A 14353-nucleotide genomic window follows, 5' to 3' on the forward strand; every position below is an offset into this window, starting at 1 on the left:
AAGCATTTACACAATACAATAGACCAGCTACATACTTTTGTCCCCCCGTCGTTACCGCCTTTGCCTTAGCGGCCTCTCGCGCCCCTATTTCAAAAACGGCGGGCTGCAATCCCAGAAGTCCATTAAGCGTTCTATCGGTCTGTACGCACCTGTCGAAGCTTGACGACGCTTTCTACAGCACCTGTCCAAGGGAACTGATCGATGAGGATAAAGCGTTCCACTTCATACCCTTCGCCTTTGAGAACCATCAAGTCTTCAACCAGTGTCTTCGGATTACAAGAAACGTAAACGAACTCTTCGACGCCGTACTGAGCTACTTTTCGCGCAGTCTTTTCCCGCATACCAACACGCGGCGGATCCACAACGATAACATCGGGCTTCACTTCAATAGTGTTGAGCACCTCAAAAACATCGCCACAGAGAAACTCACAGTTTTTAATGCCATTGAAATCAGCGTTTTTGCGCGCGACTTTAACAGCGTCCTCTACAATTTCGATACCGATGACTTTTTCGGCACGCTGCGCCATCAACTGACCGATAGTACCGGTTCCACTGAAGAGATCGAGACATACTTTGCCCTCAATCCCCTCTATTTGACGGATTGCCGTGTCGTAAAGAATTTCAGCACCTAGTGTGTTCGGTTGAAAAAAGGCATAGAGACTGATGTGGAATGTGAGACCGAGAATTTCTTCGCGAATTTCTTCTGAGCCGTATAGGCACTCGATGTCCCCAGCTACTACGTCGCCGAGCCCATCGTTTTTAACCCACAGTATACTTTGAACCGTTCCTTCAAGAGGTAGGGCTCTAAGGACTTCTACAAACGCCGTCTTATCGAAAGGCACTTGTGTAGAAGCCGACAAAGCAATCATAATGTCGCCGGTGCGCTTACCTTTTCTAACGACGAGGTGTTTGAGCAACCCTTCGTGTCTAAACTTATTGTACTTCGGTAGCTGATGTGTGTTTGCAAATTCCAGTACCGCAGTAATGATACGTCTGTAGTCGCCGTCGCAAATGTGGCAGTGATCCACAGTCACCACATCGTGGTGGCGGCCTTTGCGATGCATGCCAAGTGTCATCGGTCCGTCTTTTACTAAGTCGCCAAATGAAAACTCCATTTTATTGCGGTACTCAAAAGGTTCCGGACTCGGAATAACGCGTTCGATTTCAATTTGAAGGCCCGCGTCATCGAGCAAGCGCTGAACCATTTCTTTTTTGTGAAGGGTTTGTGCTTCGAAAGACAGTGTCTGAAGCAAGCACCCCCCGCAGTCGTTAAAGTGCTCGCAAAAAGACGCCTGTTCGCGGGGGCTTCTCTTTAATACTTCGAGCAGACGTGCCTCTACTTTGTCACTGCGCTTTTTCTTTATACGCGCAGAAACCGTTTGACCGACCAATGCGTTTTTCACCCGTACTTTTTTGCCTTCGTACACGCCGACACCAATATTGGGAAAGCTGTTGTACGCAATTTCAACTTCTATTTGTTCACCTTTTTTCAACGATTCAATACCTCACTAAACGAATTTATAAAACCATCTGCATCGGCAATAATGGCTTCTTGATACGGTGCCGACAGCGCATCAAACACGGCGATTACTTGCATCCCCGCTCTTTTTCCCGCTAGAACGCCGGCATGTGTGTCTTCAAATACCAAGCACTTTTCCGGCGGCACCTCTAGGTCTTCTGCAACCTTTAGGAAGACGTCCGGCGCCGGTTTCCCTTTCACCACTTCACACGATGTTCTCAGCGCGTGAAAATGATTTAATATGCCATGTGCGTTGAGCACCTTTTCGAGCAAGTATCGAGAGTTGCTCGTTCCAACGCCCAACTTTACCCCGTTTTGAGCCGCCTCAACCAACAGTTGAAAAGCACCTTCCTTTAATGGAATGTGCTTCTCGTAGTAGGTTTCAGCCATTTCAAGCCACTCACTTTGTATGGCTTCAATGGGTTCGGTCATTTCAAAGCGATTGATAAAGTAATGAGCAGTTTCTGTAAAACTCATCCCCTCGATATCTTTCTGCAAATCACTTGGCAAAGTCAAGCCACGCTTTTCTAAAAAGTCTATGTCGATTTGCTTCCATATCCACATAGAGTCGACGAGGGTGCCATCTAAATCAAATATGATAGCGTCTACTGTGCTGAAATCTATCATCTGCGTTCTTCTCCATTCGTCTGCTAACCGTCCTTTTCCACCGACGCGTCTCTTTTAGAAGCACGGTTCAAAAGGCTGTTGTAATTAACAATCTTCCTTATATGTTTCCCTGTGGCCACTTTTCCGTGCTCGTCAAACACATCGAAATCAAGGCGAATTGTATCGTCTTCTACACTTACCACAGTCATCTCAAGTGTAAAGGTGGCGCCGAGACAAGTCGGTTTAAAATGATCGATTTCAACATGGCGGCCTACTGATACGAGACCCTCTAAAAGTAAGGGGTCAATCATATCCGAGCCCACCTCAATGGCGTAACCCACCAGTGGCGGTGTGGCTAAGAGTCTCTCAATCTTGCCGCTGCCAAAGTTCATAGACGTATCCTTTTCTGTCACACGTTTTTGAACACGTTGTTTCATCCCTTTTTCAACCGGTTCTTTTTTAAACATATGGCGCCTCCTTTCACCTAGAGGGCTCCGCCCCCTTACAATTTGGTGTTGACGTAGCTTTGAATCTTAGAAGGTCGCTTCTCATCTGAAAAGCATCCTGCATTCCGCAATTTGTGGAGGATTTTACGATCTTTTGAATGCAACACGACTTTTTCGTGCTCTAAGCAATCAATTTCATAAATATGCCCCTCCAGTTGCTTTGAGTTCATAAATATATAATAGGCATCGAGCCCCTTATATTCCAATATTTCAAGAAGTTTCAACGTCACTTGATCCTTTTTAACGTAGAGGTCATAAGCTTGTTCTTTTAACTTTTCAGCGCCTCTGGGATCCCTAAAGGTGATGTCGCCGGCATCCAGCATCATCTTTTTGGCGAGGGTGTTAAAGTAGTGGTACTTCATCACACCTTCTCTTATTGTACGAACGCCTGTCCCCAAGCGCTTATAAGGCGCCAGTATCTTATAGTTTTCAAGAATAAACGTTTCTTTTGTCAACTCGCCATGTTCGAGTCTTTGTATCAGCTCCAGCCTTTTGCCATAGAGCATATGCATATCGATTTCTTTCACTGTTATGACCTTTCTAAAGCCATCTGAACAAACTAAACTCTAAAAAATCGCAAGAGGTCAGATGGTAGGAAACTCCATTAAAGACTTGGTTGAGACCGTATTTGAAATTCGCCTTGGCGTGTATATGGCCGTATACGACTTCTTTAATACCGTGCTTTTCGAATATTTCAGTAAATCCCGAGGGATGCTTTTTATCATTTGTCGGCGGGTAATGCAATATGCCATATATATTATTATACCCAGCTTTTTTGGCGGCTAAAATAGAATTTTCCAGACGCAGGATTTCACGCTTGTAGATTCGGAGGTCATCTTCATCAAATTTCACTTCATTTGGACAAAGCCATCCCCTTGTGCCACACAGCGCAATTCCCTCGTATACTGCAAAAGCATTGTGGACGAACTCTATCGTCGCGTACTTCCCTGCCATCTTGGATTGCGTCGACCACCAGTAGTCGTGATTGCCCTTAAAGCACACTTTTCGCCCGGGGAGCGCTTCAATCCATGACAAATCCACATGTGCAGCTTCAAAGCTCATCGCCCACGAGATGTCTCCCGGTATGATGACCACATCTTCCGGAGTGACTTTGGAAAGCCAGTCGGCTTTTATCTTTTCGTGATGGTTCAGCCAATTGTCACCAAACACGTCCATGGGTTTGTCTGCACCAAAGCTCAGGTGCAAATCCCCAATTACATAAAGTGCCATGTTACCTCTCTCTTTATTTAATCAACAGTCGACTGTCGTCGATGTGGTGTAAAGCTTGAACGATTTTATCTGAAAAGTCGGGTTCTGTCAACTCAATTTGTTGTATAAGGGCTTCTGCCTGAGAACGCGTCCGTTTCTTCGCAAAGGTACACGTGTCTTTCATCAGCGGTATCTCCAGGATGGTGACCGCTTTAATAATCTCCGGTTCAGGAACGTACAGCAGGGGGCGAATCAATGTGAGTTCACTTACTTCATCGCGCATGGCCGGAGGCATTCCCGCCAATTTACCATGTTTCAACACATTCATCATAAATGTTTCGACGAGGTCGTCTTTCGTGTGACCGAAGGCTATTTTATTAAAGCCATGTGCTTTCGCATAGCGCTTTACAATCCCCTTGCGCAATCGGGAACACGTGTAACAAGGGTTGTACGGGTTGTCGTGTGACAACCGATCCGCATAGTGTTCGCTGTGGACGTTCAGTGTCAACCCTTCCCGTGCACAATAGGCCTTATACGCTTCAAGGCCTTCAATCATACCGTGGTCCACTGTGAGCCCCTCGACTTCAAACGGATAGATACCCGCGCGTTGAAGCTGAGTTAAGGCATAAAAGAGCAGCGAACTGTCTTTTCCCCCTGAAACGCCTACGAGGACTCTGTCGCCCGGTTGTATCAAATCAAAACGCTCAATTAAGGCGCGCATGGATTTCAAATAGAGCCGATGCATCCAGCTTTTCATACCAGTTTACCTTTTTCAAAATTGTTGTACCTCGGCAGTTCCTTCTTGATTTCACTAAGCAACCGTTCATAAGCCAGTACGTCATCGTCTTTCATTTTATCGAAGCGCTTTTGAAACAAGAATGCCTTTTCTTCTTTTCCCTGTAAAAACAAGAGCCGAATATGCGCTGTAATTTCTCTGACGATATTAGAGCGCTCTTCAAAAAGGACTTGTGCGTTACGCACCTCTTTACTGATCTCCGTCATCTCTTCGTCGAGCTGAGTGGCGGCAAGCGCCGAATTCTTCAAACGCGCTTTTATATCCTCTGGAATCTGACTTTTGTATTTGTAATTGAGAGAGTGCTCAATAATGGCCCAAAAGTTCATGGCCAAAGTCCTAATTTGAAATTCGACGAGAATTTCTTTTGTGCCCACTGCCGTCTGAACAGGGTATTTGATGATGACATGATAGCTTTTATAACCGCTCGGCTTGGGACTCTTAATATAATCTTTTGCGTAGAGTACTTCAAAGTCCTTGCCACTTCGCGCATAGATGAGGTTCACCACATCGTAGATGTCGTCGATAAACTGGCACATGATTCTCAGACCCGCTATGTCTTCCATCTCCGCTTCAATTTTATCGAGGCTCATGTTGTTGCGTTCGGCTTTTTCTATAATGCTCGATATCTTCTTAACACGCCCGGTGACAAATTCTATAGGTGAATACTCATTGAGCTCTCTGTATTGATTTCGAATTGCCTTGAATTTGACTTTGAGTTCTTCAACTGCTTGTTCATAGGGAATAAGCAGTGTCTTCCATTCTCTTACGACTTTCATAAAGGCCTCCTGTACAAGTCCCCCTGACGGTAGTGCTTGTTCTTCATAGTCTCTTCCAGTTCATTTTGAAGTTTCCGCCAACTCATCCCCCAGTTGCAGAATAAGGTCTCTTCCGACGGTGCGCGCCCAAACAGCCTTTGGACGGCAATATCAGGAGACAAAACTCTCAAAAAAGTCACTACGCGGTGAATGTAAGCTTCTGGAGAAATCATCGTCACCTCGCCCGCCTCATACCATTTGCCCAGCGGCGTATCTTTTAGTATATAAAGTGAGTGTACTTTGACGCCATCGACTTTTAAGAGCGATAGGAGCCGCGCCGCTTCGTACAAATCTTCCGGGGTATCCCATGGCAAATTGCCAATCAGATGGGTACACGTTGTGAGGCCCGCGGCTTTAATGCGCATGGTGGCATCGATGAAATCGGTAAGCGTATGGCCTCTGTTAAGGGTCTTGAGTGTGTTGGGATTGATGCTTTGAAGGCCGAGTTCTATTTCCACATCGTAGCCTCTGCTACGCAACGATTTAAAGTAATCGAGATGTTCCGGCGCAATACAGTCCGGCCTCGTGGAAATACTGACGCCGACAACTTTGTCCACCAATACCGCCTCAACGGCTTCTTTTAAGTGCTCCATCGGCATATACGTCCCCGTGAAATTTTGAAAATAGGCGATGAACTTATCGGCACTGTACTTTTCGCCGATATACGCCATATTTTGACGCAGCTGCTCAAGCGGTGCGACGCAATTCGACTGCATTTCAAAGCCCGTTCCAATTTCTCCACAAAAAATGCACCCGCCCTTGGCAACTTTGCCATCTCGGTTCGGGCAAGTTCCCTTTAGGTGGATGGGGAGCTTATAAACTTTCTCACCATACCTATTTTTCAGGTAGTGGCTGTATTTTAAATATGGATCGCATCCGTCCGTTTTCATAGTTTAAAACCTTTCTATCTCTATACCTCTATTTTAACATAGGTCGGATATTTGTTCTACGTTCGCCTTCAAATCGTTTTCGCGCGTTAGACATTCGCGAGAAAGCTTTCGGCTCAAAACTTGTCTCTAAGACATTTGATGCAAACCGTTTTTCGCTGATGCTTTCGCGCGTTAAACATTCGCGAGAAAGCTTTTGGCTCAAAACTTGTCTCTAAGACATTTGATCCAAACCGTTTTTCGCTGATGCTTTCGCGCGTTAAACATTCGCGAGAAAGCTTTTGGCTCAAAACTTGTCTCTAAGACATTTGATCCAAACCGTTTTTCGCTGATGCTTTCGCGCGTTAAACATTCGCGAGAAAGCTTTTGGCTCAAAACTTGTCTTATAAAAAATGAAAGCCAAAGCGCTTTGCGCTTTGGCCGTTATTGTTTAGGCATTCACCCTAAAAGGGGTCTCAATGACTTTGCTTTCACCGCTCTCGGTAAAATCAAGGGGCACGATTTGGAATCTCACTTTTATTCTCGTTTTGTCTTGAAGTCTATTGATCATATTTTGTTGCTCACTTTTCTCGAGCGACTCACCCATTACAATATCCGTTATTTTGTTTTCTTCTGAAAAATCTGCCAGTGTCTTTTCAATATCTTTTGCTTTAATGACTGTGAGCATCGCATTTTGCTTTTTTGATACTTCAAAGAGGTACTCAAGTGCATCCTGTTCTTCAAGCTGTCCAAAGTACTTCCAGTTTTCCTTGACTACGTGAATCACGTGAAGTTCATCGTTGTCTGTCTTTATGAGATTCACACCAAAGTCAATTAAACGTTCACAAGACTTTTGCTGCGTTACACATACCAATACTCTCTTTTTATGCTTCATAAAAAAGATCTCCTTCCAGTCTATCTGTGAGCTCCTTCACTATTATACCAAATTTTCGCTTCAAAATAATTAAATTAGATTGTCTAATTCGTAAACTTTTAGTATCCATTTCTCAATTTCATGTTATAATGAAACGGTTAATTTAGAAAGTGAGGCATTCCATGAACCAGTACACCAAAATTATTGGCTTGACCGGATCACTCTATGTAAAAGAGTACCCCAAAATCAAACATCACAAAAATAAAATTAGAGAGCTCCACGAAGATACGGTTGCAAAAGCTTTTAAAGCAGGCAATACGGAAATTATCGTCTACTTTGAAGAAACCGATACCGAGATAATTATCGACGACTTTTCCGACGAAGCCATCATTAAAAAATATTTGGGGCGCAAGTTCCTTTAATTTCAAATGCAATGAAAAAGGCAGCCGAGGCTACCTCAAAACACTGAATACCCGTTCACACATCAGAACCCACACGCATACGCTGTGGGTTCATCTGTATCTTAGTTCTGCGCTTTCCAGAAAATTTACTCGCCCTACCGACAGAGCCGGTAGTTTGAAAGGCCGCCGAGGCCACCTTTATATAGAAAAGTCTAAGCTATTGTACATATTTGTTCAAATGCTCTGGTAGTGATTCACTATAGTTTAGCGTGACTGTAAAATCAACTTCGTAAGATTTGGATACATCTTCTAAACGGGAAAACCATTCGAGGAGTTCTTGTTGAGACATTTTGACGGTGTTCATAATGCCGTCGATATAAACGTTTTGTATATCGTAATTATTGGATATTAAGCCGCAAATAAACCCTAAAAATTCACATGAGGACTTCACCGGAAACTCGGATAAGTTGACGAACCGAATATCGTGGTGTAAATCGTACATGGCGCGATTGTCGTCGTCAATAAATATCATACTGCCTTTTGAACCTTCTAACATGTTGTTCGCTCTGCTCACAATGTCTTTTGTCTTGCCGGATCCCTTCTTGCCTGCGATTAACGTAACCATCTTAATCTCCTCCTTCATCCTTTAAAAACGAAGAAAATTGCAATAAAGCAGTTTTCCATCCCTAAACTTGTTAAACATTACTACCCGCTTATTGTTTTATTCGAGATACACGATGCGTATTCCTTCAAAACGAAAAAATTATTTTCAGCATAATCGTTCGGAATATTCTGCTTATTCTTTTTCGTTTCTCAGTTGACCACATGCGGCATTAATATCAGAGCCCAACTCTCGACGCACAGTGGTCGTCAAGCGGTGCTTGCGAATCAACTGTTGCTTAAACGCCTCGATACGACGTTCGTCTGAAGGGTTGTAAGCGCGTTCTTCCACCGCATTAATCGGTATGAGGTTGACATGAACCAGTTTACCTCTGAGCAATTGACCTAACGCATCGGCATGTCTTATAGTATCATTTACCCCATTAATCAGCGCATATTCAAAACTTACGCGCCTTCCAGTTATTTTTATATAAGTCTCCACCGCCGACATCAGACGTTTCAAACCATGACGTCGATTGATGGGCATGAGTTCCGACCGCTCGTCGTCAAAGGGGTTGTGAAGCGAAATGGCCAACGTAATCTGGAACCCTTCGCGCGCCAACGCCTCTATTTCGTCCGGTAGACCGCAGGTTGAAACCGTGATGTTGCGCACCGACAGGTTGAGGCCTTTTTCATCTGTGGCCATTTTAATAAAGCGTACAGTTTCATCGTAGTTGTCCAGCGGTTCGCCGCTGCCCATGAGCACCACATTGCTAATGCGCTTACCTGTAAGTTTTTGAAGGGCGTACAACTGCCCCATGTACTCTCCGGCATTGAGATGGCGTACGACGCCGCCGAGAGTTGACGCACAAAACGAACAACCCATTTTACAGCCGACCTGTGTTGAAATACAAGCGCTGTGACCGTGTTTGTACGTCATAAACACCGATTCGACGCGCTCCCCATCTTTAAGAGCACTCAAGGTCTTCAGCGTGCCGTCTTTTGAAGTCAGCGTCTTGACAATGGTGCAGTTGTCGAGATAAAAGTCCTTTTCCAACTGGACCCTAAGATTTTTGGAGACATTAGAAAATGCGTCAAATGTATCGGCGCCCTTCGCCACCCACTCGTAAATTTGTTTTGCTCTAAAACGCTTTTCACCTATTGAAGTCACATATTGCTCAAGGTCTTCGAGCGTCTGGTTTCTTAAATCTTTCATATCTATCCTTTCAAAGTGTTTATAAGCAACGGAAGCCTTTCGGCTCAAACCCTATTGTATAAAACAGAAAACAGCGGCGCACAGCCGCTGCTCAAAACGTGACTATTCTTCTATTTCAATATCGTCGAAATACTGTCTGAGAATATCCGCCAGTCCTGTAAACTCGCAACCGTACTGAAAGCCACCTTCAACAGCAACTTTTCTAATAATGCGTAGGACTGTAAAAAACTTCTTACCCGTACCCAAATCAATCTTCGCATTGAAATAATAGTCCACCGGCAAATCACCGGCGCTGAAAAAGCCCATACCCCCTTTGGAGATGTCGTGCACATCAATGTTGATGACACGCGGCTCTTTTACGACTGTGTCCTGGTTGTAGATTTCTTCCACTGAAATTGTCGCGCTGTACGGCATGCGCTGTGTTTTTCGTCTCTCTTTCATTAAATCTCCCTAACAACAGCTGTCGCCGTTGTCTCTCCTTTCTCGATTGCTCCTACTGGTTTTCAACAAAGTCGTAGTAATTGGAATAGACTTTAACCTGCTCGTGTTTACCACTTAGATCTGACACCACGTGCATGATATCTGCGCCGTCGATGAGATAGAGTTTTTTACCATTATTAGTGAAAGCCTTAATATAGCTGATGCCAGACAATTCCTGTGCCTCGTAAATCGGCTTTTGCGCAGGGGTATTAAAGTTCCCCCAAACAGAGGCTTTACCGGTTTTACTCACGGCCAATACCAGAGAGTCTTTAACACTCAAAGCCTGTATATCTTTTAGGTTGGGAATCTCTTCCGGGAAAAAGACCTCACTTTTGGCCTTTAACCCCAGTTGGGCATAGGCGTTGTTGCCGGCACCATAAACGCGGCCGTTTTCCGTGACCACAAGCGAGAAACGGTCACCTGCGTAAACATGTGCTACATTTTGGAACAGCGTGACAACGGGCTCTTGAATCGTTCCCTTATACCCGACGCCGAGCTGACCGAAGGAGTTGTCCCCCCAGCCCACCACTGTGCCGTCATACTTCAGCGCCAAACCGGAGTTAGAACCACAGGCAATTTCCTTGACGCCGTCGACCCCTTTCAATTTAACGGGTGCCGAGGCGTCCGTTAAGTCGTGCTCCATCAGCTGATCGTCGGAATTATCCCCCCAAACGAAGACATTGCCCAATCGGTCAAGTGCCGCCGCAAAGGATTTTCCCGCATCAATTTGCTTGATGTTCTCGAGTCCCCAAACTGCCGAAAGGGCCTTTTGGGGCGTTTTGTCACCGGTTGCGAGTTCGCCGTGTCGGTTGTTGCCGGCACCATAGACTGTGCCGTCGTAAAGTCTAAACAGGTTAAACCCTTCGCCACAGGCAATCTCTAGCACACCGTCGTGAAGGGCGCTGTGTTCCCAGTCCGCAACGGCATTTAAAGAACCGATGCCCAGTTGACCAAACTCATTTTTACCAAAGGACAGCACTTTCCCACAGTTGTACAACAAGAAGTGCGACCCATCAAAAATTTCAATGCCTCGAATACCGGTCTCTTCAACGACTTTCACTTCCCGAGTGAACGCGTCGGACCAATTGCCGTTTTTGTCTTTAATTTTCAAAGACAAGGTGTACGTGCCCGCCTCTGAAAAGACCGGTTTCTTGTTTTCCCATTTTTTCTCGACGATTTCGCCATCTTCGGCAACACACCCCGACATATCGTAATCGATGGATGTCGTCGTCGTCAATTTCCCTTCCGGTCTAATAGAAAAGTGCGCTACGGGCACCACTGTACTCGGGTCGTTCTTGCGCACCAAAGTCAGATAGGCCATTTGGCCATTAATATAGGAATCGCCGCCGATCTCATTAATCAACTTCGTCGCTTCCTCTTCATCGAGATGTTTCACAATCAAAAATTTGCCGTCTAGGGATAGGCCGTACCGCTTGAGCGCCACCGCTTTTATCGAAGGCTCCAGAGCGACGAGCTCAGCCATTTCTTTGGCGTAGTGGCCGTTGGCCTCTCGGTAAGCAGTCGCCACTTCTAAAAAAGTTCTATACGTCTCGTAGACGTCTTCTTGGGGTTTTTCACGTTTTCTAAACAGTGAAAACGAAGCCAAAATGGCCAACGCTATAATACCGATTACAATCCCTGTAAGCACCGTCTACACTCCTTCAAATTGATCCATTACATAGGTTAACAAAACGGCATTTGTCACCGGTCCGACGCCGCCGGGAACCGGTGTGATACCCTTCACTTTAGATACCAACGCCTCGTAGTCGCAATCGCCCACGAGCTTGCCGTCGAGGGCATTCATGCCGACATCGATGACAATAGCGTCTTCTGAAACCATATCTGCCGTGAGAAAATGTGCGCGCCCTACGGCCACGACGACTATATCTGCACGCCTTGTGTGTTCTTCGATGTCTTTTGTTTTAGAGTGACAAAGCGTCACTGTGGCGTGCTGGTGTGTCAGCATGACGGCGAGCGGTTTGCCGACGACATTGCTCCTACCGATGACGACGACGTTCTTTCCGGCGAGACCAACGCCGATTTTCTCGAGAATCACCATAACAGCGCGCGGCGTACACGGTGCCATCGCCGGCTTTCCTTGGAACAATAAACCGGCGTTCATCGGGTGGAAACCGTCGACATCTTTCTTCGGATCGATGGCCCCTATAACCGCCTCTTTCTCTATATGTGGGGGCAACGGCATCTGAACGAGTATGCCGTTGACTTGGTTATCGGCACTTGCGGCCTCGACAGCTTCTACAAACACCTCCTGCGAAACCGTCACTTCAAAAGCCCTGAGCTCGTACTCAAAGCCGACACCTTTACAACTTTTCTCAAGCATTTTCAAATACGAAAGCGACGAAGGGTTGTCTCCTACAATAAAGGCGACCACCTTGGGACTTTCCGAAAGATGCTGACGCTTTTCTTTAATTGTATTTCTCATTTCTTTTGCAATAAGACTTCCGTCGATAATCATACTGTCACCTCGTTGTTCTTTTTAATTTACTATACCCTTTTTTAAAGAGAATTTCAACAAAAGCCCGCGAAGAAGCTGTCATAGAAAAACCCCTAATGTAGGCGCTGTCAAATCACCTTGCAGTCAGAACCTTTTAAGCGTTAACCGCAAGCTATTTGTCGCACCACCGATTAGGGGTCGCTCATCTGCTTTTTTTAGTTTGCCTTTACTTCCGTCCAAATGCGATCGTACTCTTTAATAAACTCGCCTGGATCGCTGAAGATTTCAAACCCTTCAAGCCATTCCGGCTTAGGGTAGGCATATGTCGTATCCATTAAGCTCTCGTCGAGCATTTCCTTCGCCTTGACATTGACAGTAGAATAACCGACGTAGTCTGCATTTTTAAAGGCGATGTCTTCGCGACATAAGAAGTCGATAAACTTATGCGCACCCTCGATGTTCTTAGCACCTTTTGGAATGACGATGTTGTCGTACCAGAAGTTTGACCCTTCCTTCGGCAACGCGTATTTAAACTGCGGGTTGTCTTGAATAACCGCACTGGCTTCACCTGACCACACAACTGCCATAGCCGCTTCTTCGCTAATGAGCATGTCTTTTACGTTATCGCCTACATAGGCGAGTACGTAAGGTCTCTGATCGATTAAGAGTTGCTTAGCTTCTTCGAGTTCGTCGAGATTGCGCGTATTCATCGAATAACCCAGTTTTTTAAGCGCCACCATAATGGAGTCTCTTTGGGAATCCATCATCGTAAACTGACCTTTGTATTTTTCATCCCATAAGACATCCCATGAATCAATGTCTTCTTGAATTAACGCCGTGTTGTAAATGATGCCGACAGTTCCCCAGAAATAAGGCACTGAATACTGGTTCTCAGGGTCAAACGACAGGTTCTTAAACGCGTCGTCAATCAGATTCCAATTAGTGATTTTAGTCAAATCCACCGGTTCGAGAAGCTCTTCTCGAATCATCTTTTCAATCATGTACTCAGAAGGGATGGCTATGTCGTAGCTCGCGCCACCACGTGCAATTTTTGTGTACATTTCCTCATTAGTTGCAAAGATGTCGTACACCACTTCGATGCCCGTCTCTTCTTCAAATGTGTCCAAAACCGATTCATCAATGTAATCGCCCCAATTGTACACGTACAGCTTTTCTTTTGCTTCACCTGAACACGCTGTGAGCGCAACGAGCGCCAGTGCGATGACCAGTAGTAAAACCCCAAATTTTTTCATTAAAATGCCTCCTTATAAGTCTTCTATTTTAGTCCTTTTGTTTATAACGAGAATCAATACGAGCACTGTTAAAAACATCAACGTCGACAGCGCATTGATTTCGGGTTTAATACCGCGTTTTGCCATAGAGTAAATGGCGATGGACAAGTTGTTGACCCCATTGCCCGTGGTAAAGAAACTGATGACAAAATCGTCAATAGACAGTGTAAAGGCAATGAGCGCCCCTGTGATAATCCCCGGTTTAATCTCCGGAATCACCACTTTTCTAAACGCCGCCCACGGCGTCGCCCCTAAATCCATTGCAGCTTCCAACATTTCACTGGGCATCTGCTTCAGTTTCGGCAACACCGACAGCAAAACATACGGGATATTAAAGGTGATGTGCGCAATCAGCATGGTGACAAAACCGCGTTCCATACCGAGTGTCACAAAGAGCATCATCAACGCCACACCGGTGACAATGTCCGGGTTTAGCATCGGAATTGCATTGACGTTGAGAACGACTTTTTCTTGCCACTTCTTCATATAATAGATGCCGAAGGCCGCAAATGTACCGATTATCGTCGCAATAATCGACGACAAAAGCGCTATGAGCACTGTGTAGTACAGCGACTTCATGATCATCGAGTTGTCGAAAAGACTTCTGTACCAATCGAGGGTAAACCCTTCCCATTTCGCTGTAGATTTCGAATCGTTAAACGAAAAAACGATGAGGACGACGATTGGTGCGTAGAGAAAGCCAAACATTAAGAAGGTA

At 45.4% G+C, this 14353-nt stretch carries 17 protein-coding genes; 1 reads left to right on the plus strand and 16 read right to left on the minus strand.

All coding sequences use genetic code 11. From position 1 onward, the window contains the following. Nucleotides 1-131: 131 nt before the first annotated feature. The 9 genes from rlmD to ACR6HW_RS08045 all read right to left on the minus strand — a co-directional run bounded on the left by rlmD (nt 132) and on the right by ACR6HW_RS08045 (nt 7212). The gene (gene rlmD / locus ACR6HW_RS08005; protein WP_455730620.1) at nt 132-1493 is read right to left on the minus strand and encodes a 23S rRNA (uracil(1939)-C(5))-methyltransferase RlmD; all 1362 of its coding nucleotides are present in this window, start codon (nt 1491-1493) and stop codon (nt 132-134) included. Further along, nucleotides 1490-2146 carry an HAD family hydrolase gene (locus ACR6HW_RS08010; RefSeq protein ID WP_455730621.1) on the minus strand — a complete coding sequence of 219 codons (657 nt, stop codon included), beginning with the start codon at nt 2144-2146 and terminating at the stop codon, nt 1490-1492. Before ACR6HW_RS08010 ends, rlmD begins: the two co-directional genes overlap by 4 nt. Before the next feature lie 23 nt (nt 2147-2169). Then, nucleotides 2170-2592: a thioesterase family protein gene (locus ACR6HW_RS08015; RefSeq protein WP_455730622.1), complete on the minus strand. Its 423-nt coding sequence runs from the start codon at nt 2590-2592 to the stop codon at nt 2170-2172. Nucleotides 2593-2627: 35 nt separating this feature from the next. After that, nucleotides 2628-3158 (minus strand): DUF6648 family protein, encoded by a 531-nt coding sequence (locus tag ACR6HW_RS08020; protein ID WP_455730623.1) that lies wholly within the window; start codon nt 3156-3158, stop codon nt 2628-2630. A 13-nt stretch (nt 3159-3171) separates the two neighbouring features. After that, nucleotides 3172-3861 carry a metallophosphoesterase gene (locus ACR6HW_RS08025; protein WP_455730624.1) on the minus strand — a complete coding sequence of 230 codons (690 nt, stop codon included), beginning with the start codon at nt 3859-3861 and terminating at the stop codon, nt 3172-3174. 13 nt (nt 3862-3874) lie between these two features. Next, entirely contained in the window at nt 3875-4597 is a 723-nt protein-coding gene (locus tag ACR6HW_RS08030) for a tRNA 2-thiocytidine biosynthesis TtcA family protein (protein WP_455730625.1), read from the minus strand. Continuing rightward, nucleotides 4594-5412, minus strand: a complete 819-nt coding sequence (locus tag ACR6HW_RS08035; RefSeq protein WP_455730626.1) for a GTP pyrophosphokinase — start codon at nt 5410-5412, stop codon at nt 4594-4596. Before ACR6HW_RS08035 ends, ACR6HW_RS08030 begins: the two co-directional genes overlap by 4 nt. Beyond that, nucleotides 5409-6341, minus strand: coding sequence for a TIGR01212 family radical SAM protein (locus tag ACR6HW_RS08040; protein WP_455730627.1), 933 nt, complete (start codon nt 6339-6341; stop codon nt 5409-5411). The genes ACR6HW_RS08035 and ACR6HW_RS08040 overlap by 4 nt, the downstream gene beginning before the upstream one ends. Nucleotides 6342-6768: 427 nt before the next feature. Then, complete coding sequence (locus tag ACR6HW_RS08045) at nt 6769-7212, minus strand: universal stress protein (protein ID WP_455730628.1); 444 nt, start codon at nt 7210-7212, stop codon at nt 6769-6771. A gap of 161 nt (nt 7213-7373) precedes the next feature. Between ACR6HW_RS08045 and ACR6HW_RS08050 the strand changes: the two genes are divergently transcribed. Continuing rightward, nucleotides 7374-7613: a hypothetical protein gene (locus tag ACR6HW_RS08050; protein ID WP_455730629.1), complete on the plus strand. Its 240-nt coding sequence runs from the start codon at nt 7374-7376 to the stop codon at nt 7611-7613. A 196-nt stretch (nt 7614-7809) separates the two neighbouring features. On the opposite strand, the gene ACR6HW_RS08055 is transcribed toward ACR6HW_RS08050, so the two are convergent. From ACR6HW_RS08055 to ACR6HW_RS08085, 7 genes are all read right to left on the minus strand, one after another. After that, entirely contained in the window at nt 7810-8217 is a 408-nt protein-coding gene (locus tag ACR6HW_RS08055; RefSeq protein ID WP_455730630.1) for a hypothetical protein, read from the minus strand. Nucleotides 8218-8388: 171 nt separating this feature from the next. After that, entirely contained in the window at nt 8389-9408 is a 1020-nt protein-coding gene (gene rlmN, locus ACR6HW_RS08060) for a 23S rRNA (adenine(2503)-C(2))-methyltransferase RlmN (protein ID WP_459251972.1), read from the minus strand. Nucleotides 9409-9510: 102 nt separating this feature from the next. Beyond that, entirely contained in the window at nt 9511-9849 is a 339-nt protein-coding gene (locus ACR6HW_RS08065) for a PilZ domain-containing protein (RefSeq protein ID WP_455730631.1), read from the minus strand. Nucleotides 9850-9901: 52 nt separating this feature from the next. Further along, nucleotides 9902-11536 (minus strand): RCC1 domain-containing protein, encoded by a 1635-nt coding sequence (locus ACR6HW_RS08070; protein WP_455730632.1) that lies wholly within the window; start codon nt 11534-11536, stop codon nt 9902-9904. 3 nt (nt 11537-11539) lie between these two features. After that, nucleotides 11540-12364 (minus strand): bifunctional 5,10-methylenetetrahydrofolate dehydrogenase/5,10-methenyltetrahydrofolate cyclohydrolase, encoded by an 825-nt coding sequence (locus ACR6HW_RS08075; RefSeq protein WP_455730633.1) that lies wholly within the window; start codon nt 12362-12364, stop codon nt 11540-11542. A gap of 194 nt (nt 12365-12558) precedes the next feature. Next, nucleotides 12559-13596 carry an ABC transporter substrate-binding protein gene (locus ACR6HW_RS08080; RefSeq protein WP_455730634.1) on the minus strand — a complete coding sequence of 346 codons (1038 nt, stop codon included), beginning with the start codon at nt 13594-13596 and terminating at the stop codon, nt 12559-12561. 12 nt (nt 13597-13608) lie between these two features. Next, a complete protein-coding gene (locus tag ACR6HW_RS08085) occupies nt 13609-14343 on the minus strand; it encodes an ABC transporter permease (RefSeq protein ID WP_459251973.1) in 735 nt (244 codons plus the stop codon). Nucleotides 14344-14353: the final 10 nt, after the last annotated feature.

The sequence above is a fragment of the Fusibacter sp. JL298sf-3 genome (assembly GCF_053842995.1).

Bases quoted from the DNA above. Each gene is read 5' to 3' on its own strand.
- ACR6HW_RS08065 (WP_455730631.1), bottom strand. From the start codon at position 9,849: ATGAAAGAGAGACGAAAAACACAGCGCATGCCGTACAGCGCGACAATT.
- ACR6HW_RS08080 (WP_455730634.1), bottom strand. From the start codon at position 13,596: ATGAAAAAATTTGGGGTTTTACTACTGGTCATCGCACTGGCGCTCGTT.
- ACR6HW_RS08030 (WP_455730625.1), bottom strand. From the start codon at position 4,597: ATGAAAAGCTGGATGCATCGGCTCTATTTGAAATCCATGCGCGCCTTA.
- ACR6HW_RS08085 (WP_459251973.1), bottom strand. From the start codon at position 14,343: ATGTTTGGCTTTCTCTACGCACCAATCGTCGTCCTCATCGTTTTTTCG.
- ACR6HW_RS08045 (WP_455730628.1), bottom strand. From the start codon at position 7,212: ATGAAGCATAAAAAGAGAGTATTGGTATGTGTAACGCAGCAAAAGTCT.
- ACR6HW_RS08050 (WP_455730629.1), top strand. From the start codon at position 7,374: ATGAACCAGTACACCAAAATTATTGGCTTGACCGGATCACTCTATGTA.
- rlmN (WP_459251972.1), bottom strand. From the start codon at position 9,408: ATGAAAGATTTAAGAAACCAGACGCTCGAAGACCTTGAGCAATATGTG.
- ACR6HW_RS08015 (WP_455730622.1), bottom strand. From the start codon at position 2,592: ATGTTTAAAAAAGAACCGGTTGAAAAAGGGATGAAACAACGTGTTCAA.
- ACR6HW_RS08075 (WP_455730633.1), bottom strand. From the start codon at position 12,364: ATGATTATCGACGGAAGTCTTATTGCAAAAGAAATGAGAAATACAATT.
- ACR6HW_RS08055 (WP_455730630.1), bottom strand. From the start codon at position 8,217: ATGGTTACGTTAATCGCAGGCAAGAAGGGATCCGGCAAGACAAAAGAC.
- ACR6HW_RS08025 (WP_455730624.1), bottom strand. From the start codon at position 3,861: ATGGCACTTTATGTAATTGGGGATTTGCACCTGAGCTTTGGTGCAGAC.
- ACR6HW_RS08010 (WP_455730621.1), bottom strand. From the start codon at position 2,146: ATGATAGATTTCAGCACAGTAGACGCTATCATATTTGATTTAGATGGC.
- ACR6HW_RS08040 (WP_455730627.1), bottom strand. From the start codon at position 6,341: ATGAAAACGGACGGATGCGATCCATATTTAAAATACAGCCACTACCTG.
- ACR6HW_RS08035 (WP_455730626.1), bottom strand. From the start codon at position 5,412: ATGAAAGTCGTAAGAGAATGGAAGACACTGCTTATTCCCTATGAACAA.